This window comes from Pedobacter sp. AC163 (genome assembly GCF_979258665.1).
Map to the genome: position 1 here is coordinate 448,896 of NZ_OZ409872.1, position 25,392 is coordinate 474,287.

At 39.2% G+C, this 25,392-nt stretch carries 14 protein-coding genes; all 14 read right to left on the reverse strand.

Annotated elements, in window-relative coordinates:
- Positions 1-3: 3 nt before the first annotated feature.
- The 14 genes from ACZZZK_RS01960 to ACZZZK_RS02025 all read right to left on the reverse strand — a co-directional run bounded on the left by ACZZZK_RS01960 (position 4) and on the right by ACZZZK_RS02025 (position 25,339).
- Complete coding sequence (locus ACZZZK_RS01960) at positions 4-2,025, reverse strand: aceric acid hydrolase (RefSeq protein ID WP_463482608.1); 2,022 nt, start codon at positions 2,023-2,025, stop codon at positions 4-6.
- 90 nt (positions 2,026-2,115) lie between these two features.
- Positions 2,116-5,514 (reverse strand): glycosyl hydrolase, encoded by a 3,399-nt coding sequence (locus ACZZZK_RS01965; RefSeq protein ID WP_463482609.1) that lies wholly within the window; start codon positions 5,512-5,514, stop codon positions 2,116-2,118.
- Positions 5,515-5,660: 146 nt separating this feature from the next.
- Positions 5,661-6,950 (reverse strand): L-fucose:H+ symporter permease, encoded by a 1,290-nt coding sequence (fucP, locus tag ACZZZK_RS01970; RefSeq protein ID WP_463482610.1) that lies wholly within the window; start codon positions 6,948-6,950, stop codon positions 5,661-5,663.
- Between the two features lie 150 nt (positions 6,951-7,100).
- Complete coding sequence (locus ACZZZK_RS01975) at positions 7,101-7,544, reverse strand: MaoC/PaaZ C-terminal domain-containing protein (RefSeq protein WP_463482611.1); 444 nt, start codon at positions 7,542-7,544, stop codon at positions 7,101-7,103.
- A 210-nt stretch (positions 7,545-7,754) separates the two neighbouring features.
- On the reverse strand, positions 7,755-8,834 hold the full coding sequence (locus ACZZZK_RS01980) for a Gfo/Idh/MocA family protein (protein ID WP_463482612.1): 1,080 nt from the start codon (positions 8,832-8,834) through the stop codon (positions 7,755-7,757).
- On the reverse strand, positions 8,831-10,069 hold the full coding sequence (locus ACZZZK_RS01985) for an extracellular solute-binding protein (RefSeq protein ID WP_463482613.1): 1,239 nt from the start codon (positions 10,067-10,069) through the stop codon (positions 8,831-8,833). Before ACZZZK_RS01985 ends, ACZZZK_RS01980 begins: the two co-directional genes overlap by 4 nt.
- Positions 10,062-11,225: a CaiB/BaiF CoA transferase family protein gene (locus ACZZZK_RS01990; protein ID WP_463482614.1), complete on the reverse strand. Its 1,164-nt coding sequence runs from the start codon at positions 11,223-11,225 to the stop codon at positions 10,062-10,064. Before ACZZZK_RS01990 ends, ACZZZK_RS01985 begins: the two co-directional genes overlap by 8 nt.
- A 201-nt stretch (positions 11,226-11,426) precedes the next feature.
- Complete coding sequence (locus ACZZZK_RS01995) at positions 11,427-12,587, reverse strand: CaiB/BaiF CoA transferase family protein (protein WP_463482615.1); 1,161 nt, start codon at positions 12,585-12,587, stop codon at positions 11,427-11,429.
- Positions 12,584-13,744 (reverse strand): ABC transporter substrate-binding protein, encoded by a 1,161-nt coding sequence (locus ACZZZK_RS02000; RefSeq protein WP_463482616.1) that lies wholly within the window; start codon positions 13,742-13,744, stop codon positions 12,584-12,586. Before ACZZZK_RS02000 ends, ACZZZK_RS01995 begins: the two co-directional genes overlap by 4 nt.
- A 256-nt stretch (positions 13,745-14,000) precedes the next feature.
- Positions 14,001-16,385: a beta-galactosidase GalB gene (gene galB / locus ACZZZK_RS02005; protein WP_463482617.1), complete on the reverse strand. Its 2,385-nt coding sequence runs from the start codon at positions 16,383-16,385 to the stop codon at positions 14,001-14,003.
- A gap of 163 nt (positions 16,386-16,548) precedes the next feature.
- Entirely contained in the window at positions 16,549-17,655 is a 1,107-nt protein-coding gene (locus ACZZZK_RS02010) for a glycoside hydrolase family protein (RefSeq protein ID WP_463482618.1), read from the reverse strand.
- Positions 17,648-20,407 carry a family 78 glycoside hydrolase catalytic domain gene (locus ACZZZK_RS02015; RefSeq protein ID WP_463482619.1) on the reverse strand — a complete coding sequence of 920 codons (2,760 nt, stop codon included), beginning with the start codon at positions 20,405-20,407 and terminating at the stop codon, positions 17,648-17,650. Before ACZZZK_RS02015 ends, ACZZZK_RS02010 begins: the two co-directional genes overlap by 8 nt.
- Positions 20,408-20,649: 242 nt before the next feature.
- Entirely contained in the window at positions 20,650-22,191 is a 1,542-nt protein-coding gene (locus tag ACZZZK_RS02020) for a RagB/SusD family nutrient uptake outer membrane protein (protein WP_463482620.1), read from the reverse strand.
- 10 nt (positions 22,192-22,201) lie between these two features.
- The gene (locus tag ACZZZK_RS02025) at positions 22,202-25,339 is read right to left on the reverse strand and encodes a SusC/RagA family TonB-linked outer membrane protein (protein WP_463482621.1); all 3,138 of its coding nucleotides are present in this window, start codon (positions 25,337-25,339) and stop codon (positions 22,202-22,204) included.
- Positions 25,340-25,392: the final 53 nt, after the last annotated feature.

A 25,392-nucleotide genomic window follows, 5' to 3' on the forward strand; every position in this document is an offset into this window, starting at 1 on the left:
ATTTTATTTACTAACCGGTAGCCAAACCGACATTTCTGAATGCCCGCGATTTCCCCAGGCAAAATAAGGTACCAGTTTAATTTCAGCATCATTGCTATTATTATTAACCGGACGATACAATACGTTTTTCCAGTTATTCGGTTCCACAATTTTAGCATTACCAATCAAACTCATCATTTCGGCACCATCAATATTGATTGGTTGAGCGGTAAATTTCGTTGAGGTAGGAATAAAAGCGTTGAAAATATCTTTGCCTGGTAAATCTGTTGACTCCAGGCAATAAACAATTGGTCCGCGTTTTACCGCAATTTGGTTTCTATTTTCTTCTACTAAAGGATTGGCCTCAATCAAAGTAGCTTCCATCGGGAGATTCAATTCTATTACATCACCTTTTTTCCAAACCCGATTTATTTCGGCGTATGTTCCAGAAATTGCTTCAATATTTTCTGCCTTTCCATTAACACTAATTTGAGCATTTTGAGTCCATGCTGGGATTCTAAGAAAAACTGAATACGGTTTATTTCCTGTTTCTTTTATCGCGATCATAATATTTCCATCCCATGGATAATTGGTAGTTTGCGCAACAGAAATCTTACTGCCATCAGCTAATTTAGTAGTTAAGTTATTTCCACCGTACAAATTGAACCACAAGCCTTTATCAGAAACACTATAAGCATAATCACTTACTTCGGCAATGGTTCTTACCACATTTGGAGGGCAGCAATTCGATAGGCCAATGTATGGAACTCTATCTTTTGACCATCGTTGTTTGAATGGAAGATCATCAGATTGCGCCAGCGGATTAGTATATAAAAAGTTTTTTCCATTTAAACTTATTCCCGATAAAACACTGTTGTGCAAAGCCAGTTCCATCACATCCGCATATTTTGCATCGCCTGTAATCTGGAGCATTCTCCAGTTCCAAAGTACATTACCAATATTAGCACAGGTTTCGTTATGGGCTGTAAAATTTGGCAACTGGTAATCGCGACCGAAAGCCTGATGAATTTTTTGAACATCAGCTGGATTGTAGGAGGTCCCATCAGGCGAAGTGCCATCATAAAGTGAACCACAGCCTCCTGTGATATACATTTTATGCTGATTCACATCATCCCACATTAAATTCAAGGTTTTCAAAAGTGAATCTTTTCCGGTTTCGGCATATAAATCGGCTACGCCAGCGTACAAATAGTTCGCTCTCACCGCATGCCCCATCGCCTTGGTTTGCTGCAAGAACGGAATTCTATCCTGATTATCATCTGTTCCGTCATCAATTTTACCTTTAATGGCAATTAAGTGATTGGCCAATTCCAAATATCTGGGGTCTTTAGTTGTGCGGTACATTTCTACAACGCCCATGTAGTGAGAAGGACAAATGGCATTTCTGGCCAGTGTTGGCGATGCCGATTTGTAGAAATTGTACAAATAGTCCGTTGCTTTTTTAGCGATGTTTAATAGTGTGGTTTTTCCAGTAGCACGATAATGGATGCAACCCGCCGTCATCAAGTGCCCAATGTTATAAGATTCGAAGCTCAGCCTATCTTGAAACTGATTTTTTGAACCGGTTTTACGCTGCTCAATCATTGCTTTCGTGTAGATATAACCATCTTCGCGTTGCGATTTTCCAATCACGACAATAGCTTTATCCATCATTTCATTGAGTTTGGGATTTTTTGTCGACGCATATAAACTCGCTACAGCTTCCAGTGTTTTGTAATAATCCCCATCATGAAAAGATGGTCCTGAATGCGCACCTGTATCTAAGCCTGCGGCAATTTCAAAGTTTTTAAATGCATGGCTTATTTTTGGATCGTTATAAATGGCCCACATATTGGGCACCATGGTTTCAGTCGCAACCTTAAACCGATCGGCCCAAAAACCCTTTGTCCAGGTTACATCAGCCATGTTAACACTTCGTAACTTCGCATATTTACTATTTGAAGTATTAACAAGCGCCATGTCCTGGGCATAAACCTGTAAAAATGGTAGCGTTAGTAGGATGATGATTGCAGATCTGTTTATCATATTGCTTGCTATTTTATCTTCTTGCTATCATTGCAAGCCAAGAGCAATACTTCTTATAGATTGCTTCATGCCTCGCAAAGACGATTATTTTTATTTCTCTTCCGCTTGAATAACAACCGGCCCAAACAATCCTGAAGGATTTAAAGGTTTACCTTCCAAACGGAAAGGCGCAGTAGTCTTCGTAATTCTTTTATCTCCAGGTAATTTATCATCCCCTATTAAACGATTTGCCCAGGTGTTTGTAACTTCAATAGTGATTTTATTTTCGCCCTTTTTTATTGCTTTGCTGATGTTTAAGCGATGCGGTGCTGTCCACAATGTGCCACAATTTATCCCATTGATTTTCACTTCAGCCACGCTGGAAAATTCACCTAAATCAATCCAGGCATTTTTTGTATCTCCATTGAATGTAAAACTCTTCGAATAAATGGCAACTCCTGAGTAGTATTTTATTAAACTATCAGCCTGTTTAGTCCAGTCGGTTAAATCTTTAAATACAACTGGCTTTGACGGACCACCAAGAGCTGGATCGAATTGTACTTGCCAGTCCGTTGAAATATTTTCAATGGCTTTAAACTTATTGAAATTTGGCCCAGCTTGCAGTTGAGTTAAACTTGTCTTTTCATTAAAAATTACGAACACCGAACCATTCGATGGCAATTTTAAGTTAAAATAAGTCCTTCCATCTCTAATCGACCAGCTCTTCAAAGCTATTGTATCATTGCTTACCGAGTTGTAGATTTTAGGTACCCTTCCACTTATTCTAAAAGAAAAATTAAAATCTCTTTCTTCAGCTTCTTGGTTTGATATAAAGTAGATATCTTTTGATCCATCTGATCTATGTGTATAGGTTATGTTTTTTGAATACCCAGGTGAAACATCCGTGACCTCATAGTTGACATCAGTAATATTCAAATCTTTTTTGACGCCAATTTTATCGAAATTCTCACTATAATAGGGCGCTTTAATTATCATTCCATTGCCTATCCTTTTAATAAGATTAGTAGCAATTTTATCGTCCCAAATCTCATTAACTATTAGATCAAACTCAGCTCTACTTGCCTGTTTTAAACCATTTTGATATAAAGGTTTATCTGCAACGATAACCTTGGCCCCCGCCTTTATTAATTCATAAAGCTTTTCAACAATTTCAAAACTCATGTATTGATAGTTCGGATTCATTTTCATCGCCCCGGGAAAAACCAAAACTTGATATGTTGCGCCGCTTTCAAAAACTACCTCCCCATTTTTTACCTTAGCAGTAGCCAATACATCAGGATTAAAACTATCGTAAGCGTAACCGCGTAACGGATTTACCCAGTTTTCAGGATCAGCGATATTTGCAGAATGTGTTACGCCAGACGGAATCTGACGCAAAGGTTCTCCAACATTGGCCAAACGTTTCTTTTCTGTTTCCACTACATCAGCACCGAAAATGCCAGGTAAAGTTTCTACTAGCCGATCTGGCAGAACTGAACGGCGGGGTAATTCTTCTCCCGTAAAAACTGCGATATCAACCACAGGCTTACCTTGCTGTAACAGGTTTTGTGTTCGCTCAGCGTACTCTACCCATGCTTTACCCGCTTTCCACCAGGTTTGGTCTCTTTGGAAATATAACCCTACACCATCTAGCGTCATCCCTGGTTTTCTATCCATCCATGGATTGTGCGTAAAAACATGATAAACCAACTTGTTAATTCCAAGCGCATAATTCCTATCCTGCAATGTTTTCATATTCGAAGGATTCTCATTCCAATCCATGCGAACCGTGGTAAAAGCTTCTGCTTGAACAATATTTTTCCCATAGATATGAGCACCAGAAATGGCATCCAACATATCATTCGGCTTATCGTGAGTCGGGCTGTTCAACCAGAATTCTCCCATTGGTACATCAACAGTTTTGTAATGCAACAATCCATCGCTCATCATCGTTGGCGCAATGCTTTCAGCCGTAAAAGTTACCCCTTGTTCTCTAGCTAATTTTGCCAAGGTTTTGTAAAACTGATCTACTACCAATTCGGAGATGGTTTTACGAATGTCGTAAAGAAAATTCTCAGAAACTGAAGCGCTTTCTACAGGCAATCCGGTCATAATAGGCAAGTATGGCGTTAAATCGTACCCTCTGCGTTTCTGAAATTCTGCCTTAAATAATGGCGACCAATTCTGACTGCCACATTCCCAACTATCTACATGGAAAACGCTTAAAACTTTCTTAGCTATTTCTGGTCCGCCATATTTTAGCGCTTCGCCATACCAGTTATCGAATTGCAGTTTAACGGCTTCTGGATTAAACTTATCGCACTCCAACCCTTTTCCACCACCACCGGTTGCGTTTGTATGGCCTGTTGATGTATGTCCGACTCTTAGAATTGTCCACTCGCCTTTCGGTGCTTTCCAGTTTAAAGTTCCGCCTGCATTTAATTTATCCGTGAGGTTGATGATTTTATTCAATGGAACACACAGTTCTTTTGCAATCTGTTCATTTGTACTTCTCTTGCTAATTCTCCAAACCGAACCATTTTTCCCTTCAAACTGATTAATTTGGGCAGATGAACTTAACTCAAGATTTACCAGTTTCAAAGAAGGTTTCCATTTAGCCGCATCCAAATCTTCAGCCCCTGGTTCAGAATTCTTTTTATCGTAAATAAACCTGAAAAATTTAGCCGTTGTTGGTTTAATGGAGTGCGTTACATCTTCGTCGGTATCTTGCCAACCATGACGTGGTGCTTCCAGCCTGCCAATTGATCGAAAGCTTTTTCCATCATCACTCACTTCAATTGCCAGTCGCTGTGCCTGATAATTATTTCCACTAATTTTAATAGTTACTGTTCTGCAAGTAAAAGGTTTTGCAAACTCATATTGAATGTAACACGGTTCGTTGGAACCAAAGTTTTTCTTATTTCCGGACTTAATCAATCCTGTGGCATCAGCATCATTGCTAGCCGTAATTTTAGGTATAACCGTTCTGGTAGAAATGTTTTCGCCCACAGGCGATGGATAAGCATAAACTGCGATATCCTTATAATAGTTTTCGTTTGATTCTGGTTTAGGCAGGATAATTTTTGGAGTTGCACTATTTACCACAGTCTTAGACCAAACCACCTTTTGCATGGAAAATTCAGGCGTAATCCAGGGTCCGCCGGCCAAGGCGAAACCATCACTCACATGCATTCCAAGTTTTAAGTTTAAACGTTTGGCCTCACTCATGGCGAACTCAACCAGTTTCCACCATTCGGGTGTAAGCTGAACTGCTGGTGGTGAATAAACTGGCGTTTTATCCGGACCTTGAATACTCATCAAGTAAGCACCTCCAATTCCATTGGCTTTCATCGCCTCTAAATCGGCTGTAATACCAGGTTTAGAAACCGCACCTTTTACCCAATACCAGAATACCCAAGGTTTAGCATTTTCGTTTTGTTGTGCATTAAGCGTAAAGCTAAAAGTACACAATAGAAAGAACAGGAAGATTTTACTAAACACTCGTTTCATTTTGATTTATTTTTCGTCATTGCGAAATCGATTTTTCATCGATTGAAGCAATCTTTCTCGTAAAGCAGACTGCTTCAGCTTACTCATTCCAGGCCTCGCAATAACGATTTATTTTTTTATCCCTCCCAGTAATAACGGAACATTGTTTATTTATGGGCGATTTTATAACCTCTTAATCCGAAATAAAGAATAATTAAATAACAAACTAAAGGAATACTGTAACCAATTTGGATATTATCTCCGTAATGATCGATTAGGGAACCCATCCCGAATGGTAATATCGCACCGCCAACAATTGACATAATGAGCCAAGATGAACCCGGTTTTGTATCCTCTCCTATACCATCTATTCCCAAGGCAAAAATGGTTGGGAACATAATCGACATGAAGAAACCCAAACCGCCCAAAGCGTAAACTACTACTACTCCTGTTCCAGTTATAGCAACAATACTAAGTAAAACACATATTACAGCGTAAATAGCCAATAGTTTGTTTGATGCGATGTAGCGTAATAAAGCTGTCCCCACAAATCGCCCAACTAAAAATAATGTACCATATAACCCTAGATAATTCAATGCTGTATACTCATCAAAACCACCAGCCTGTTGTGCTGCCCTGATGAAAAAGCTAGTTACACAAACCTGTGCACCTACGTAAAAAAACTGTGCAATTACTGCCCAACGTAAATGTTTATGTTTTAAAGCGCCCAAAAAACTACCTTGAGAAATACCATCTTTACTGGCTGTTTTAACCTCTGGAAGTTTCATAAAATAAAATAGCAAGGCCACTAAAACCAAAATAGTTCCCAAAATAATATATGGTGTTTTTACTGTTGATGCTTCGGTTAGAAAATAATTGTTTCTAACAGTTTCCGTCATTGCCGCTAATTCTTCTTTGGTGTGAGATTTACCAGAAAGAATAAATCGACCTACAACTGTTGCCAAAGGTGCTGCTAAACCATTAAATGTTGCTGCGAGGTTCAATCGCCATGCCGCTTTATCAGGACTACCTAATATTGCTGCGTAAGGATTTGCAGAGGTTTCTAACAACGTTAAACCACAACCAATGATGAAAAGTGCTATTAAGAATGTAATGTAAGACAAATTATTTGCCGCAGGAACGAATAAAAAAGCGCCAAAAGCGAAGGCTAGCAATCCAGTAATCATGGTTGATTTATACCCGAACCGTTTTAGAAGCACACCCGCAGGGATTGCCATTAAAAAGTAAGCTAAAAACACTGAAGTGTCAATCAATGTAGATTGACTATTACTTAAGTTACACGCCTTTTTTAGGTGTGGAATTAATATCGAATCGAGGTTGTGCGCCATTCCCCAAAGAAAAAAGAGGCTGACTACTAAGATAAAAGGCAACAGGTATTTTTTCCCTGATGAAGGATCACCTTCGGTTACAATTTCTGGCTGTGTGTTGTGGTTCATTATATTTGGTTTATTTGTTAGTTCATTGGTTCATTAGTCATTGGTTCATTAGTGCAAAGCTATCCTATACATTTGTCCATTTCGTGTTGTTGGCATTTTATCAAAATCATCAATATCGGCACCCAAACCAATGAACTATTGACTACTGAACTAATGATTTTTCTTTACTACAAGCAAATGGTCGCAGACTAAAACTACTTCTCCATGCTGATTGATTATTTCTACGTGTTCGGTTACAGTTCCGTATTCGGGTCTTTTGCTATCTCCCTTTTCTGAGATTGTGATTTCTGAATGAATAGTATCACCAATAAAAACAGGTTTTACAAAACGCAGTTTATCGTAGCCTTTGCTCATCGCCTCCGGATTAATTTCTGAAGCGGTTAATCCAATTCCGATGCTAAAAATCATCGTTCCATGGGCAATTCTTTGTTTAAAAGGCTGCGTAGCACACCATTCTGCATCCATGTGGTGCGGAAAAAAATCTCCTGTATGGCCGGCGTGAACAACGAAATCGGTTTCTGTGATCGTACGTCCAAGCGTTGTACGTTTATCTTGTAATTGGTAATCTTCAAAAAATGTTGATTTGAAATACATTTTATTTTTTTTTAAAAATTTTCGTTGTCTTGGCCAGACGGGCTTTTTTCTTTTGATCGCAAAAGAAACAAAACTCCCAGCTTAAAATTTTTCTATTTAAGTTAATGCTTTGGCTTTAACTGTGCATCCCGAAAAATTTGTTAGGCTGGATTTAGTAGAACGACTTTAAGTGCTTTGGCTCTTGAAATCGCCTATATCCGAACTTATAACTTATAACTTATAACCTAAAACATTTACCCCTCCGGTATCACTCGATTGATAAGCACTTTCCACAACAGCCATCGTTTGAATCACATCCTCAACACTTGTATACAACACATCACTCGAACCCTCATTATACCTCATCAAATTTGCCATCGTTCCAATAAAAGCTTCCGGAAACCAAGAGCCTTCTAGTTTTACAGTTTGCCATTCAGGCGATTCACCTTCTTCTACAATACAGTATTCGAAAACATCTGGCACACCATGAGGATAATCCATTAACAGGCCAATTTTTGCCACAATCGCACCTTTTGTCCCCTCCCATTTAATATAACTCTCCTGGTGGTTTGGTCCAAAATCATGATCGTGGTTGGTATTAATCACCGCATGGAGCGTATCACCATAATCTAACAAAATTGTAGAGCGTGAAGATGATAAATTTTTCGCGGGATGTCTCAAAGTTTTTGCTAAAACAGTGTTCGGATTACCCAAAAATGATCTGATCAGATCTACATAATGGATGCTATGGTATTGAATCTCAAGCCTCGGATGAATGATCACATGTGGAAAAATTTCCCAAGGCGTTTTAATCGTCACCCGAACTTCCATATCGTAAAGTTCACCAATAAGTCCTTTTTCAATGAGGTATCTAGCTGCACTTACAAATGGCGCAAAACGAAGTTGAAAATTAATAGCTGCTTTCAGATTTTTAGAACGGCAAAGCGCTAAAATTTCATTTGCCTGAGCAAAATCATCACCCATAGGCTTTTGGATTAAAACAGCGCTTCCATCTGGCAATTGATTTAAAGCATCGATATATTGCGCAGGCATTGTTGTGAGATCATAAACTGCATTTTTTGGTGCATTTGCTACGGCTTCAGCAACGGTATTAAATACATTCGGAATACCAAAAGCATCTGCTAATTTTTGGGCCCGTTCTTTGGTTCGGTTCACGATGCCGTACACTTCAAAACCAGCAATTTTATAAGCTGGAAGATGTGCATCGGCCACGATTCCACCAGCACCAATGATAATAATTGGTTGCTTTGTTGATGGTAATTCTGGTTTATATTTTATATCAATACTCATTTATCAATTTTATTTATCTGGCTCTGTGCTTCTAAAATAAGCGCTTCACTTGGCGTTTCAGTATTTACCGCCTGTAAAACCATTTGATCGATAATAGCGGCAATTGCTGCCCAATTTTGTTTTTGCGGTAGCATATTTGCCACCTCGTGCAACGTTTCCAATTTGTGATAATAAGGAATAATGACGTTGATTTCAGGATCCTTCCAGGTTGAAATTCTGCAGCCAATTCCGCCTTCCATTGTAAGTTGTTTATCTTGTTCCTGAGCTAATGCAAAGCGAAGAAAATCATAAGCAAGATCCTTATTTTTACTGCCTTTGGCGATGGTGTAAAGCCAGTAAATATTTAACGAAGCGGAATTTTTACCCTCCGCTGCTGGTAACAAACCAACATCAACTTTTCCTTTAACCTTAGAGTTTACATCTACTTCACACATCGCAGCAAAACCAAACCAGTTGATCATCATGGCCGCTTCTCCTTGCGAAAATGCAATTCCAGCAGCTACCGATTCAAATTTGGCTGATTTTGGATGGACCGCAGTTTTGTCATTCACTATTTTTCGGTAAAAATCTAACCCGCTGATTGCCGCCTCTGTGTTAAGCTGGATAAATCCGTTTTTATCTGTTAGGCTCCCACCCCTGGTCCACAATTGCAGGCAAAAATCAAACACCGTATTATGCCCGTCAGGGTAGCAGGCAAAAATACTTCCATATAAATTATCTTCCGGACGGTTAAAATATTGGGCAATTTGATGGAAGTCATCCCAGGTTTTTGGCACTTCTAAGGGCTTACCGTACTTTGCCAAAAATCTTGTTTGCTCAAGTTCGCTTTCGAACAAGTCTTTCCTGAAGATGAAGCATTCTGGTCCATCGTGGAAGGGCAAGCCTACCACTTCCCAACCAAAACGCTGCAACGTTAATAAAGACTTGCTCCATCCTCTCGGAAAATCTTCAGGTTTATTTTTGTTGATGTAAGGATTGAGCACTTCAAAATCCTGATGAGAATAACCTTCCAAAACCCAATCTGTGCTGATGTGGGCAATATCAAAATCTCCATTCGCTAAACCTTTTTTTGAAATGGTTTTATCATAGAGTTCATGCAAATCCATCACCACCATGTCCAGCTTCACGGTACAGCCTGAAAATTCGCAATATTGATCCCAGAATTTCCGTATCGCGGATTCAAACGGAGCAAATTTGCGAACAGCTATTTTGAAAGTTTCTATTTGGTTATGCATTGGCAATCGTTTTCTGCGTAATGAATTCTTTTATAATCCTTTCATTGTCTTGCCCTAATTTTGGTGAACCTTTGCTGGAAGTTAACAGTTCGCCGTCAATTCGAATTGGGCATCGGGTGGTTTCATATTGGTAACCATCCTCCATCTCCACTTCCTGAATCATATTTAATACTTTAAAACCGTCATGCGCCATCAGTGCATTCCAGTTTAATACATCAGCACACCAAATATCTGCTGGTTCTAAAACGGAAAGCCATTTTTCAGTAGTTGCGGTAAGCAGATGTTCTGCCAAAATCGCTTTAATTTCGTCTCTTTTATCAAAAGCTTCCTTCAATTCTATATAATCTTCCAGCTTTTCGCAGTCTAATAATTGTCCTAATTGAGGAATTGAACCCATTGCTAAAGCCAGATAGCCATTTTCGGTTTGATAGATCCCATAAGGCGCACCAAGATAAGCGTTGGCATTGTTTCTTTTTGAACGTTCTGGTAAAGCACCGCCATCATTCATGAAGGTCGTAATCGTCTCAAACTGAAAATCATAGGCCGATTCCATCATGCTTACTTGCACAAAACCGCCCTCATTTCTTATCGCTTTGCGATATAGGCAAGCCAAAAGTCCTTGCGCCAAATGCGCACCCGCCAGCATATCAACAATAGATAAACCCATTGCCACAGGACCGCTATCCGCATTTCCTGTTAGAGATGTTAGTCCGGTAACGGATTGTAAAAGTAAATCCTGGCCTGGTTTATTTTTCCATTCTGTATCTGTTCCATAGCCTGAAACTTCGCCATAAATGATGGCTGGATTTAAAGCGCTAACTGAAGGATAATCAAAGCCTAAACGCTCCATCACGCCAGGGCGAAAATTGTGGATCATCACATCTGCTTTTTTAAGCAGCTCACGCACCATATCCCTGTCTTCTTCATTCTTTAAATCTACTTCAAAGCTCTCTTTATTTCTATTGATGGCATGAAAAACAGACGATTCTCCGTTCATAATCAGATTCGAAGTGTATAGGGTGCGGCAAATATCGCCCACCCCTAAACGTTCAATTTTGATTACCCGAGCGCCCATATCAGCCAAGCGCAAACTTGCCGATGGACCGGAAAGAAACTGGCTGAAATCGATAACTAAATAATCTTCAAGCGGTCTCATAATTTTGTTTATTTATCAAAGTTGCTATTTTGAGCTAAAAGCGGTCGTCATCTCGACCGTAGTGGAGAGATCTTCAACGGTGGTCAAAGATTTCTCCATTTCGCTTCGCTTCAGTCGAAATGACGACCGATTTATTTATTTTTATTTTAAGTTGTGTTTCTGAACTTACAGATTCTTCACTGTGCTCAGAATGACAATCGATTAAGGATGATTCTCTAATTCAAATTCTCTATTAATATCCAATGTATCAAAACCCAGTTTTGGTGCAGCTTTCGGGGCAAATAATTTTTCATTATCTAACCTAATAGGGCTTACTGTCGTTTTGATTTTCAGGTCTTCACCCAAATCCAACTGTTGTTCAATTTGCAGATTTTTATAAGTATTTAACGCCGTGGCAGTTTGGTAATTCAATACCTCTGCACACCAAATTCCGTGGCTTTCTAAAAGATTAACCCAGTTTTTGGTTTCCTCCTTTTTGAAAGTTTCGGCTAAACGAACAATCAGTTTATCCCGATTCTCGAAGGCTGAACCTGCCTCGACATACAAATCGGAAATATCACATTTAATAATGGCGCAAATATTCGGAAGATTTCCCATCGCCATGGCAATATACCCATCTTTTGTTTCATACATCCCGTAAGGTGCACTTAAATAGGCATGTGCGCTACCCTTTGCCCCACTTCTGTCTGGCAGTTTCCCGCCATCATTTAAATAGGTAGTGATCACCTCAAACTGCACATCTAAAATCGACTCCAGTAAACTCACCTCGACCAAAACACTTTTATTGGTTTTTGCTCTCTTGATTAAACCGACTAAAATGCCTTGAGCCAGGTGATTTCCACACATAATATCAGAAACAGAAAGCCCGAAAGGAACGGGTCCATCTGTATCAACGCCCGATAAAAATGTTAATCCCGAAACTGCCTGAACCAATAAATCCTGACCTGGTTTATTTTTCCATGGGCCTTCGTTTCCATAACCAGTTACCACTCCATAAATAATTTTAGGATTGATAGCCTGAACATGATCGTAATCCAATCCTATTTTTTCCATTACTCCAGGGCGGAAATTATGCGTCATTACATCAGCCTTGCTGATTAATTTCTTCAACTTTTCTAAATCATCCGGGTTTTTTAAGTCCGCTGCATAACTTTCCTTATTGCGGTTAATGGTATGAAAAAGCAAGCTATCATCATCAACGAAAAGATTTTTTATTGATAACTGACGACAAGCATCGCCGGTTTTCGGGCGTTCGATTTTAATTACCCGAGCGCCTAAATCTGCTAATTTTAAGCCGGCAGATGGTCCTGCCAGAAACTGGCAAAACTCCAAAACTAAAAGTCCTTCTAGCGGCCTGTTCATGATAATACCAAAGTTTTAGATTTTTGATACAATTCGTTCATCTTCGATAAAACTGCAATTTCGTCTCCACCATTCATTAAATAATCCCGAACTACATCGCCTGCGTGATCTTGAAAAAACATGGAGCCATGATAACGCGGACGAAGAAATGCCCGTTGTAAAGCAGGTAAAGTATTAAAAAAATAATTGTGACTTTGACGGTTAACTTCTTCGTTTTTCCAAGCTGCTAAATGCCCTGGCTGACCTCCGTTTTCGAAAAACAAAGTAGATTGACAGGATGGAGAACCCACAAATTCGACATACTTGGCGGCTACATCTAGCTCCTCACATTTGGAAGATATCGCCAAACCGGTTCCACCTAATGTGCTTCTTAAGTTTGTTTTTCCATCAAGGGAAATCATATCGTGAAAATGTAAGGTTTTGCGGGCATATCCGTTTCTTGAATAATTGGAATAGCCATACGCAAACGGGCAATAAGCGATTTCATCTGTTAAGGTCATCGCTTCATAAACGTGGATTGGATTTCTATTGAAGTTTGCCGGATCTATTTTCGAAGCCAGTTCGCGATACATTTGCAAGGCTTTAACACCAGTTTGCTGCGACACCACTTCATCATCACCTTGACAAGGATCTTCGCCAAGAGAGCAACAGAGCGTGTAAAAGTTCATCAGTACATCGATTGGGATTCCAGCAAAGGCAACCAATCCTTTATCTGCAAGCGCTAGTAAATCGTCGAAAGATTTCGGCAATTCCAAACCGTTATCAGCAAACAAATCAGGCCGTGAAGCCGCCACCGGGGTTGCCGCATCTATCGGAAGCGCCCATAAATGTTCATCATAGAAATAACTTTCGTAAGACTGACCAACCGAATTTCGTTCCTGATCAGCAAGATAATCATCAGAAAGATAAAAATCTAAGGGCACTATCGACTGTGTTTTCGCTGCAAAACCAGCCCAGGGATGATCGATTACGAGTAAATCAAATCTTTCTGCCAGTTCCTGAATAGAAAAATCGGCAAATTGCTGCAAACTCCTTTTCTCCCAGGTAATGTTAACATTTGGATATAATTCGGAAAAACGCTGTGCCGTAGCCACCATAGGCAAAAGCCCGCGACTATGATTCCAGGTTATTCCTTTTAAATTAATTGTTTTCTCCACTTTATATTTCTTCTTTTTAAACCGTCGACTAAAGTCAACGGCAATGAATTAGCAAACTGCCAACCATTTATTGTTTATTTATACTGTCGTCATTCTGAACGCGGTGAAAAATCTCTAAGCTATTTCATACAACATTGAGGTAAGATATGCTTTGGCAGAGCCTGTCCCTATTCGTTTGCAGATTTGTCGTTTCTCAGAATGACAATACCTTAATTTTAAATTTATTTGTCTAGTTTATTCTCTAATATTTAGTTGATCATTTCCCTGTATTGATTGTGATAGATGTTGATGTTAAACCATTAGAACTAGCCGTTAATTTGATAGCCCCGGCCTTCTCCGTTGATTGAAGGATAGCCAGGCATAAGCCATGAAATGCTTTGCGATAATTTGCCTTAAATGGCTCTAAACTTGCCTGGAAACCATTATCAACGCCAGCGATAAAACCATCGCCTTCCACTTTGAAATTCACTAAATGATCCGCATTTGGCACTAAATTGCCAGCAGCATCCAAAACCCGCACCGTTACAAATGATAAGTCGGAACCATCGGCTTTGATGTTTTTCCTATCGGCGATTAATTCTATTTTGGCTGCTGCTCCTGCAGTTTTCACTTCCTTAACTAAAACTTCTTTACCGTTTTTTCGGGAAACTGCTTTCAGTGTTCCCGGCTCGAAATTTACATTCCAGAGCACGTGCAGATCATCATTTTGTTTTGATTTTTTACCCAATGATTTACCGTTGAGGTACAACTCCACTTCATCGGCATTGTTGTAATAAGCCCAAACTTCAACAGATTTGCCTGATTCCAAACCCGCCTGTTCGGTAGGCAGGTTCCAGTGTGGCAAAATATGTAAAACACGTTTATTCGTCCATTCGCTTTGATACATGTAATAAGAATCTTTTGGGAAACCTGCTAAATCCACAATTCCGAAATAGGAACTTCTGGCGGGCCAGGGATAAGGCAACGGTTCTCCTAAATAATCAAAACCTGTCCAAACGAATAAACCGGAAACGTGGTCGTATTTTTTTGCTTCCTTCCACGTTTCTTCGTGTGTAGAACCCCAGTAGGCCGAAACATTATCGTATGAGGATGCAGACCATTCTTTATTGCCTTCGGTAAATTTGGTTTTTCCATCTTTAGGCCAACGGCGAATGGTATCTGCCGTATCGTAAAAACCCCTTGTTTCTAAAGCAGATGTAGTTTCTGTAGCCAAAAATTTTACTCCCGGATAGTTTTTTGGGAAATCCGCATATTTTTTATGATTGTAATTAAGTCCGTAAACATCAAGCGCATTCGCCTGGTAAATAAAGTTCTTTTTCGCGTCGGTTTCTGTTAATGCTGAAATTACCGGACGGGAAGTGTCTAAATTTTTAACGATACCGACCAATTCTTTGGTAATCGCAATGCCTGTGCTGTCAAATTGCTCGCGAATTTCATTTCCAATACTCCAAAGTATAATAGATGGATGATTACGGTCGCGTTTGATCATATCCTCGAGATCACGTTTGTGCCACTCTGAAAAATTCAAATGGTAATCATTTTTGGTTTTCTTTTTCGCCCACATGTCAAAAGCCTCGTCCATTACCAGGAAACCCATTTTATCACATAAATCTAAAAACTCTGGTGCTGGTGGATTATGAGCAGTGCGGATGGCGTTAACGCCCATTTCTTTCATAATTTCGAGTTGACGCTCCATTGCTCTAACATTAACGGCAGCACCTAAAGCACCTAAATCATGATGGAGGCAAACTCCTAAAATTTTCATTGGCTTACCGTTTAAAGAAAAGCCTTTTTCAGCATCAAAATTGAAAGATCGGATGCCAAACCTGGTTTCGTATTTATCAATGATTTTTCCATTCTGGGAAATTTGCGTAACCAGTTTGTATTGATAAGGATTTTTCACAGACCACAAAATGGGATTTTTAACCTCGAAAATCCTGTTGATCAATAAACCTGATGTATCGATTTTTAGCGCTTGCTGTACAGTAGCAGAAGTTATTTTTCCTTCGGCATTATAAATGGTATTCGTTACTGCAACAGTTTGTGTTTTTAAGGTTTTATTCTGAACCTGAATCTGCAATTCTACTTTACCAGACTGATCTGCAGTTATAAAAGTTCCCCATTTTGATACTGCAGTTTTAGCTGTAGAGGTTAACCAAACGTTCCTGTAAATTCCAGAACCTGAATACCAGCGGGAATCTGGCTGGGCTGAATTATCAACTTTAACTGCTATGATGTTTTTACCCGATTTCAAAAAGTTGCTAATCTCATAAGAGAAAGAAGAATAGCCGTATGGTCGTTTTCCCAAATATTTTCCATTAATCCAGACTTCACTATTTTTATACACCCCGTCGAATTCGATGCTGATTACTCGGTTTTGAAAATCTGCAGGCGCTGTAAATTCTTTTCTATACCAACCAATTCCTGTTGGAAGACCACCGCCTTCGGGTTTAGCGGGATTTTTTTCGTCGAATTTCCCTTCAATGCTCCAATCGTGGGGTAAGGTAAGTTTTCTCCATTTTAAATCGCTGTATGCTGGAGATTTCGCCCCTGGCTCGTCACCTAAAAAGAATTTCCAGTTTTTATTGAAATTTGTTCTGGTGCGGGATTCAGAAATCACTATTACTGGGCGAGTTGTCATTGCGAGGCTGGGATTGAGTGAGCCGAAGCAATCTGATTCTACAAATGAGATTGCTTCGTACCTCGCAATGACGGTGTTGGCTGATTTTGCCTCGCAATGATGACTTGCCGACAAGCCTGCCATCAAAAAAAATAAAACCTTAAAATTGTTCAACATCTTCATTCTAATTTCCACTTACAAAGTTCACTTTACTTTTACCTAAATCTTTCGAGGTTGCCACCGCGATGCCGCGTTGATCTTGCTTGTTCACTGCACAATAAAAATGATAAACCACTCCTTTGTACTTCAACACGAAAGACTTGTGAGCATATAACTCATCATATTTCTCTGATGATTCAATTAAATTATCGCCGTTCCAATCAGTCCAGTTTACTAAATCTTTAGATACCGCAAAACGATTAAATGATCCTTTTCTGTCTTGCCAAAAGGCACCAAAATAGAACATCACGTAGTTATCACCCATTTTTTGGATTACCGCATCGCCCGTAATTCCAACAGGATGATGCACCACAGGATTTTTATTGAAACGCTGCCAGTGAACCATATCATCTGAAACTGCCATTCCAATTCGCTCGTACCAACGTGTTTTCTTATTATTAGCCAAAGAATCACCAACGGCATTATAATACATTACGAACGGATGTCCGGTTAACCTTTTTGGGTCTTCAATAACTGTACTTTTAAAGAGTTTGTTTCTGTTTTCCCACCAACGAACATCTTTGTCTGCTGAAGTTAAAACAGGTTTATCTAACCTGCTCCACTCTTGCACAACTGATGGATGATTTTTCGCATTAGCCATGCCTATTGAGAGCGGTTCTACTTCGTAGCCCTTTTCTTTTCCACCAAAGTACGACATCCAATATTTACCATCGAATTGATTTACACCGTAGTCTCCACCCCATTTAATATCTAGCAAAGCGTTGTAACCCGCTTTTTGGTTATCATCCCACAAACTATTGTCGCCAAACGACAGCAATTTGCCCTGATTTTCCCAGCGCAAAAGATCTTTGCTTTTTGATAACCAGGTTTCGTAACCACGCCCGCTGAAAATAAGATAAGTCATATACCAGTATTTTCCCTTTTTAAAAATAGTTGGGCAGTCCATTTTATAATCTTTATCGTCAGGAACCATTACCAGGCCATACTTAAAAGGCGTTTTAACTTCCTGATAAATTTTTTCCATCTCCGCCTGAGAAACAGAATTTGCAACCTGAGCTTGTAGACTGAATGTGCTCAAAACCAGAAAAAGTATGATTTTAAATCTATTCATTTGTACATATAAATTTGTAATGCCCCGAACCAATTGTAATTTTTGCCTTGCCGTTTTCGAAGCTTAAGGCATTCATTTTTGGATTTAACTCATCTGTAATGGTTTGCTTTGTTTTCCCTGGAAAATAAACATCAGCCGTTGTATTAACTGGAATATTCACTTCAAGCACAAAGTTTTTGTCACTTTTGTTCCATTGCGTTGCTATTTTCCCGTAAGGAGAATCATAACTTACATTTGCAGAAGTTAAGTCGCCAACCACTTCCGGCTCGATCACAATATGCTTAAAAGCAACTGAATGATCAGCCTGACGAATACCGCCGATGCCGCTGTAAAGCCATTCCATTAAATGCCCAAGCATAAAATGATTATTTGAAACGGTTGGAAGTGCGGCCCATGACTCGGTTAAAGCGGTTGCGCCTTTGGCAATTTGCATTCCATAACCAGGTACGTCAGAGCGGCTGTTCATGTCGAAAATTACATCCGATCTTCCTGCATCTTCCAGAACACGAAGAACATAGCGGTAGCCGATATCGCCAGCCGTTAAACTGTTTTTCCGGTTTCTAATATCTTTTACTAAATTTTCGATCACTGCGCTTTTATCCTGATCTGCTACCAAACCCACGTAAACCGCCATGGCGTTCGCAGCTTGCGAACCCGTTGCATATTGCTTGGTTTTAGGATCAAAAAACTGATCATTGAAAGCTTTTCTTACTTCGACTGCTAATTTCGAATAATTTAAAGCATCTGCTTTTTCACCCAAAAGCGTAGCCATTTTTTCTAAAATCTTTAAGTCGTAATAATAGATCGCCGTACCTGTAACGCCCATTGGCGTGAGTTGGGAAACACCTGGAGGTTTTGGTCCCAAATCATACCAATCTCCTAACCCTTGCGACAAAATATGGTTATCAGCTTTGGTTGCAAGGTAGTTAATATAGCCTTGCATCATCGGGTAATAATCAATCATTGCTTGCTTATCGCCATACCACTGATATAAATACCAGGGAAGTAGAATGCCACTGCTTCCCCACTCCGGCGAATCACGGAACATATCGCCTCCCCATTCAAATTTCACATATTCTGGCGCTATTTCTGGAATAAGGCCGTTAGGCAACTGCGAATTCCTCATATCCTCGAGCGCTTTTTTGAATAATGGCGCCGCAGCATAATTGTAACCTACAGAATTGCCCATTAAGTGCAGTTGCTCTAACCATCCAAGCTTTTCGCGATGCGGACAATCGGTAAACACACTCACCATGTTGCTTTTGATCGACCAATCAATCAACTTAAAGGTTTTATTAAAAAGTTCGTTTGATGTATTGAATTCACCCACTTGTTCGGCGGCATTTCTGATGTGTAATGCTTTTAAGCTTTCTATAACAGGTGAGCCAGATTTATTTTCTGTGTTTGCCGGAATACCACCTCTTACTTGAAGATACCTGAAACCCGTGTAAAAAAACTTCGGCCGCCAGGTTTCTATTCCTTCACCTTTTAAGATGTAGGTAAAGTACGATGGGCCCCCGATATTTTTTTGCGTCACTGAGCCATCTTCTTTAATTAACTCCGCCGGTGTAATGAGAATGGTATCGCCTTTTTTACCGCGAACTTTCAATTCTATTATCGATGATGAATTTTGCTTCATATCGTAAACCCACTCACCATTAGGCACCCGAGTAGTTTTTATAGAAGAGGTATATCCAAAAACTTTTACAGGCTCTTCCTTTTGGGCATTTAAATTCGGTCCATCGACCAACAAAGCGGATTTCCATTGCTGGTCATTAAATCCTGCTACATTCCAGTTTTTTTGCTCGAGGTTTGCGTTATAATCCTCACCGCCATAAATACTTGAAAATGTAACTGCTGAAGGAGCCGTTTTCCAACTCTGGTTACTGATAATATTGGCAGAGGTACCGTCTGTATATTCAACCAAAACACGACAAATCATTTTTGGATAACCATAAGCTACCTTTAGTTTTCTATATCGTTCTTTAACGGGAGGGATATAATAAAAACCGTTTCCAAGCATTACACCAACAGCATTTTTCCCTTTCTTGATCTGTTTGGTTACATCGTAGGGAACATACAATGCTTCTTTGTCATATTTTGTCCATCCCGGCGCAAGAAAATCATCCCCAACCTTTTCGCCGTTTAAACTCATTTCGAAATGACCTAAGCCCGAAATAAAAGCGGTTGCCTTTTTTATAGTTTTAGAAACGACAAAATCTTTACGGAACATTGGCAATATATTACTGCCGGTATACTTATCTTTTTTACCATCAACAGGTAAAACATTGATATTCGAATCTGCCAGTTTTTCGTAAGCAATCCACTTGGCGCCCTTCCAATCCTCAACATTTAGTAAACCCATTTGCCAACATGCAGTAGCGCTCCATGGTGAAACATTTCCAAAATTATCCCACACCTTTACTTTCCAGTAATAGGTTTTGGTTGATAGAAGTTTATTGCCTTGATATTTTATCTGGATAGATTGTGCAGAATTTACTTTCTTGGTGTCCCAAACATCGCCAATATTTTGATTCAACTTTGTAATGCTGCTCGAAACCAGAACCTGATATGCTGACTGCATCACATTTCGTTGATCAGATTGTAATTTCCAACTTAGGCTTGGCGAAGTAAAATCTACTCCGATTGGATTATGGCGAGAGGCTAAACTTAATTGTATGACTTCAACCTGCTGCGCAAAAAGCGAAGCATTAAATGTGAAAAGCAACAAAAAAGTTATGAATTTGCTCATTAAAAAATTGACATCTTTTGGATGTTTTACCTAGGTTTATAATTGGTTATCAGCTTCAAAAACAACAAAAGAAATTAATTCTTTATGTTAGCATTTAGGTTTATAGTTAAACGTTAAACCTATTTACGTGACTAATTCAAATATAAATAATTTTTTTAAATATGAAAAGAGATGACGTTGTAATAATTCTGTAGCGAAATAAGTAGCAGCAGCTAATTATTAACTTAGCTGCTGCTGGTAATTTAATAATTTGGATTTTGAAGCAATTTCGGATTATTATCCAGTTCGGATGATGGAAATGGCAATACGTAATTTTTGGTCTCAAAAATCAATGCTGTTCCTGCTGGTGTGCGCAAAGTAGGCAATTTTATATGCGCAATATTCCATCGTTTTAAATCATTATACCGCTGGCCTTCAAGTGCAAATTCGATTCTTCTCTCATGGCGGATATAATTTCTAAGCAAAGCCTGAGTATTATATTTGGTTTGATCAGTAGCTGGCATTGCTATACCGATACGTTGCCTAACATCGTTAATTGCTTTATAAACTGTTGCGTCGGGGCCACTAACTTCATTTTGCGCTTCGGCATACATCAATAAGATATCAGCATAGCGTAAATGAATGTAATCTTGATCGGTTAGTGTGGCCGTTCCAGAGGTAATTGGTGCTCTCGATAGATCGACATACTTTTCCATTAAAAATCCGGTGAAAGATTGTGCAAAACCATTCCAAATTACATTTGACGAATTTCTCCATATCTCATCAGGAAGTTTCATGGTTAAATTTAATCGGGGATCGCGATTATTGTAGGGATTTGCAGCGCTAAACAGAGGCGATTCCGCACTTGGTTTTCCATCTGTCATTTCGTAATCATCAGCTAAATCTTTGTAAGGCTGAATGAGGGAAAACCATCCCAATTCAATATCCATACCGCCTGCACCAGGAGAAGTTCTTTGAGGATTAGTTGGAGCAAGGTATTGGGTAGAAAACATAATTTCGGTATTTACAGCTGCCGTAGCTTGTCCACTTGTTTTAAATAAAGCTGCATAATTATTAGAAAGTGCAAATTTATTGTCTGTCATAATTTCTTTCAACACTGGAATAGCCTCTGCCCATTTTTGCTGGGTAATTAAAACTCTGGCTTTAATACCTTGTGCACTCCCCTTTACTGCATGACCATTATATTTATCATTTGGAAGATTAGCAATAGCAAAGTCTAAATCTTGTTGTATAAAAGCATAAACCTGCTCTTTTGTACTCTTCGGAATTTTTACCTCCTCAACAGTTTTTGGGTAATGCTCATTAATTGGCACGCCTCCAAAATGCTGCACCAAATCAAAATAAGCCAAGGCTCTTATAAAACGTACCTCTGCTTTATAAACATTTTTCTTCGCCTCAGTCACCGGAGCACGGTCTACATTATCTAGAAAATAATTACAAGAAGTAATTGCTCTGTATGGAGATGAATAAAGATTTGGTAAAACGCCACTTAATCCTGGCGAAATACTTCCGGTTGTCATTTCAAGCAAATTTGCCTGATTGGTATTTTGGTATGGGAAAGCATTATCACTTAATGCATCTAAATACACCCTTTCGTAGCCCAAAAAGTTTTGCTGCAAGCGAGAATACACGCCAGCCAATGCAGTTTGTACATCAGTTTCTGAGCCCCAAAATATTTCAGAAGAGACACTGTTTAATGGATTTTTATCTAAAAAATCTTTTTTGCATGACCCGAATATTAGTAATCCGAATACGAAACACAATATTATATTTTTATTTTTCATGAGATATCTCTTAGAATTTAACATTTAAGCCAACATTAAAAATTTTCGTTTGTGGATATTGCGCCAAATTTCCAGTGGAACTAGCTCTTTCTGGATCTCCACCTTCGTATTTTGTGATAGTGAATAGGTTATCAGCGGATACATACACACCTAAGCTTTTAATTCCGATTTTAGAAATAGCGCTAACCGGTACATCGAAACCAAGCATTACGTTTTTAAGTCGTAAATAAGATGCATCTTGTAGATAGTAAGTTGATGCTGCATAAGGCGCAACTCCGCTATAACCAGCAACATAAATGGCAGGCACGGTATTACTTCTGTTTTCTGGTGTCCAAGCATTTAAAAACTTAGTAGTAGGTGCTGTACCTTGTTGGAAAGGGTCGACGCCCCAGTTATTCACGCGGTTTTTGATGCCCTCAACTCCCTGGAAAAAAGCGCTGAAACTAAATCTCTTATAACCTAAATTTAAACCGAAAGAATAGTTAAAATCAGGATAAGCACCATCTACCACTATTCTATCGTTTGCGTTTACAATTCCATCACCATTTACATCTTTCATTTTTAAATCTCCCGCTTTCGGACTACGATTTAATTCATGCACAGGAACACTTGGGTTACCAATATCTTCCACCTGAAAAATACCATCCCATTGGTACAAATAGAAAGAAGAGTAAGGTAATCCAACTTCGTTGATGGTACTGCCTTTTGCTGGTGTTCTAAGTTCTATCACTTTATTTTTAGCAGTAGAAATTAGCGCATTTAAGCTATAAGTAAATTCGCCGATTTTGTTTTGGTGCGTTAAAGCCAGTTCAACACCCTGGCTTCGCATTTTTCCATCGTTAACTGTCGAGGCACCTAACCCTAAACTTAATGGTACGGTTGGTCTGGCTAAAATATCGAAAGTAGAACGTCTGAACCAATCGAAGGTTGCTCCAAAAAGACCATTTTTAATATTAAGATCGAAACCAACATCAATACTTCTGGTTGATTCCCATCTTAAACTAACATCTTTGAAATCATTTATAACACCACCTTGTTGCAGTGCACTATTACCGAAAGGATAATTAACGTTATTAATGATAATATTATCCTGATAGAGGTAAGTACCAATATCCTGATTGCCCAGTGTACCGTAAGAAGCCCTGATTTTAAAACTACTTAGCCAGCTTAATTTATCTTTAATAAAGCTTTCTTCAGATACCAACCACCCCGCAGAAAAGGATGGAAATACGCCCCAACGGTAATCTGGCGAAACTTTCGAGGTTCCATCGTAACGTAAGTTAGCCTCCAATAAATATTTCCCTTTAAAATCGTAGTTAATTCGTCCGAATAGTGATCTCATACCCCATTCTGATGGTGCGGCTAAAGACGGTAACCTCGGATGCGTAAAATACAAAGATTCGCCTGATGCAGAATAACCGGTAAGATCTTCCAGAATTGGTGCTACCGAATTAATTCTTCTGCCTCTTAAGTTTTGATTTTTATAAGATAGCTGTTCAAAACCGGCTAAAGCTTTTAGGTTATGCCCTGTACCCAAGGTTTTCTCGTAGGTTAATGTGGAGTATACGGTTGGATTTAAAACCTTCGAATATTGATCGGTAACACCTAAAATATCGGGACCAAAAGAGTTAGCTACATATTCATTAGTTAAAGGTGCTCTATCTTGTAAGAGAAAGGCAGAGTAAGGATGCTGATACATTTTGTAATATTCATCAACATAATTTATTGCAACTTTTGAACTCCAGGTTAAGCCTTCAAAAGGTTTAATATCGATATAAGCCTGGGCATTCACATTATACTCTTTGGTCGTTTGTTCTCCCATGGCGTAAGCTTCTTGTGGGTTACGGTTTCTGCCTTCGTTTGCATAAGCCCTCGAAACTACCCTACCGCTACCATCAGGCAAAAACGGGCCATAAAGCGGGCCTGCAGCATACACTAGCAAGGCCATGTTTTCGCCAGTAAAAGGTGGTTCCTTGCGGTCTTTATAAGTCATGTTGATAATTGTACCCACACTGATGCTTTTGGTTAGGTTATTATTATAGTTTAGCAATGCATTGTAGCGCTTAAACTTATAGCCTTTAAAAACAGCATTCTGATCTAAATAACCTGCTGAAATATTGAAAGTGCTTTTATCGCTTCCGCCAGAGATTGAAAGGTTATGTTGCATTACATTAGCAGGATTAATATAGTAATCCAGATTATCGAAATCAGGATATTGTGCTTTATCTGGCGAGTTACGATATAAATCTATATCAGCCTGTGCATATCTGAAAGCGATACCAGAACGGGCCGCTGCTGTATTATACATTTCCATGTATTGGGCAGAATTTGTAATTAAATCTGGTAGTGCTGTAGGGGTATGTCTGGCGAAATTGGCCCGGTAGCTAAACACCGTTTCACCTCGTTTCCCTTTTTTAGTAGTTACTAATATTACTCCGTTGGCAGCCCTTGCGCCGTAAATTGCGGCAGATGATGCATCTTTTAATACGGTAACATTCTCAATATCATCAGGAGATAAATTATTGAAGGAACCCGCTACACCATCAATTAATACCAGTGGATCGGTGCTTCCGCCATAGGTAGAACGCCCTCTGATTAAAAAGTTCGGGTTATCTCTTCCTGGTTCGCCCGAGGGTTGCGTTACCTGAACGCCAGTTATACGACCCTGAATTAAATTTGCCGCATTTGGAGCTGGTCTTTCAGTGAGTGTTTTTCCACTAACTGTAGCTACAGCACCTGTTAAATTTATTTTCTTTTGTGTGCCATAACCTACGACAATTACATCCTCTAAGTCGTTTTGCTCTTCGGCAAGCGCTAAATTGACGGTGGTACGGTTATTTACCGCCACTTCCTGAACGGTAAAACCCACAAAAGAAAAAATCAAAGTTACATTACCCGAAGCAGCAGAAATGGAGTACTTTCCATCGGTATCGGTTGTTGCACCAATGTCGGTACCTTTTACTTTTACACTCACACCTGGCAAAGTTTCTCCTTTTTGTGAGGAAACCACTCCTTTAATAATAAATTTAGTTGGTAAGGTTTGGGCAAATCCAGTTGTCGCAATAACCATGAGGATGGCTAAAATTTTTGCGATTAAAACATGGCGCAGCCTAAACAAGCAATAGCTCTTGCAGTTAATTGGGTTCATAATCGAATTTATTTGGTTAGTTTTTTGATAATTGTTTAGCAATTACCATGATT